Source organism: Desertibacillus haloalkaliphilus (genome assembly GCF_019039105.1).
GTDB lineage: Bacteria > Bacillota > Bacilli > Bacillales > KJ1-10-99 > Desertibacillus > Desertibacillus haloalkaliphilus.
Window position 1 is genome coordinate 1 of record NZ_JAHPIV010000429.1, and the last position, 360, is coordinate 360.

The 360-nt window shown below is 35.8% G+C and carries 1 protein-coding gene; it reads left to right on the plus strand.

Annotation, left to right across the window (positions count from 1 at the left end):
* Positions 1-34: 34 nt before the first annotated feature.
* Positions 35-360: YqhG family protein (locus KH400_RS22650; protein WP_246590000.1), on the plus strand; the 326-nt coding region annotated here is incomplete at its 3' end.

Here is a 360-nt window from a genome sequence, read left to right on the forward strand (position 1 = left end):
GTCCATTCCTTTGCAACCATGGTTGTGTTTGAATATGAAAGTTTCATTTCAATGTGACCGCAAAAAAGATGTATTGTTATCTTTAGGATTAAATCTCATTCATGGTCAAATTGTCCAACAATTTTACAATAAGCTACAAGAAAAAAAACTATCTCCCAACATTCCAGATTTCTGCTTTAAATTATCCCCTCTTATCACGGTTCATAGTGGATTGATTCGATTGCAGAAAATGGTTCAGACCTATGCGGAAAATGAAGACAAAACATGGGCAGAAGAAGCAGTAAACAGATGGGAAACAGACTTGTCACTGCTTGAACAGTTTTATGAAGATTATGATGAGAAACCCGAAAGCTATGAGGT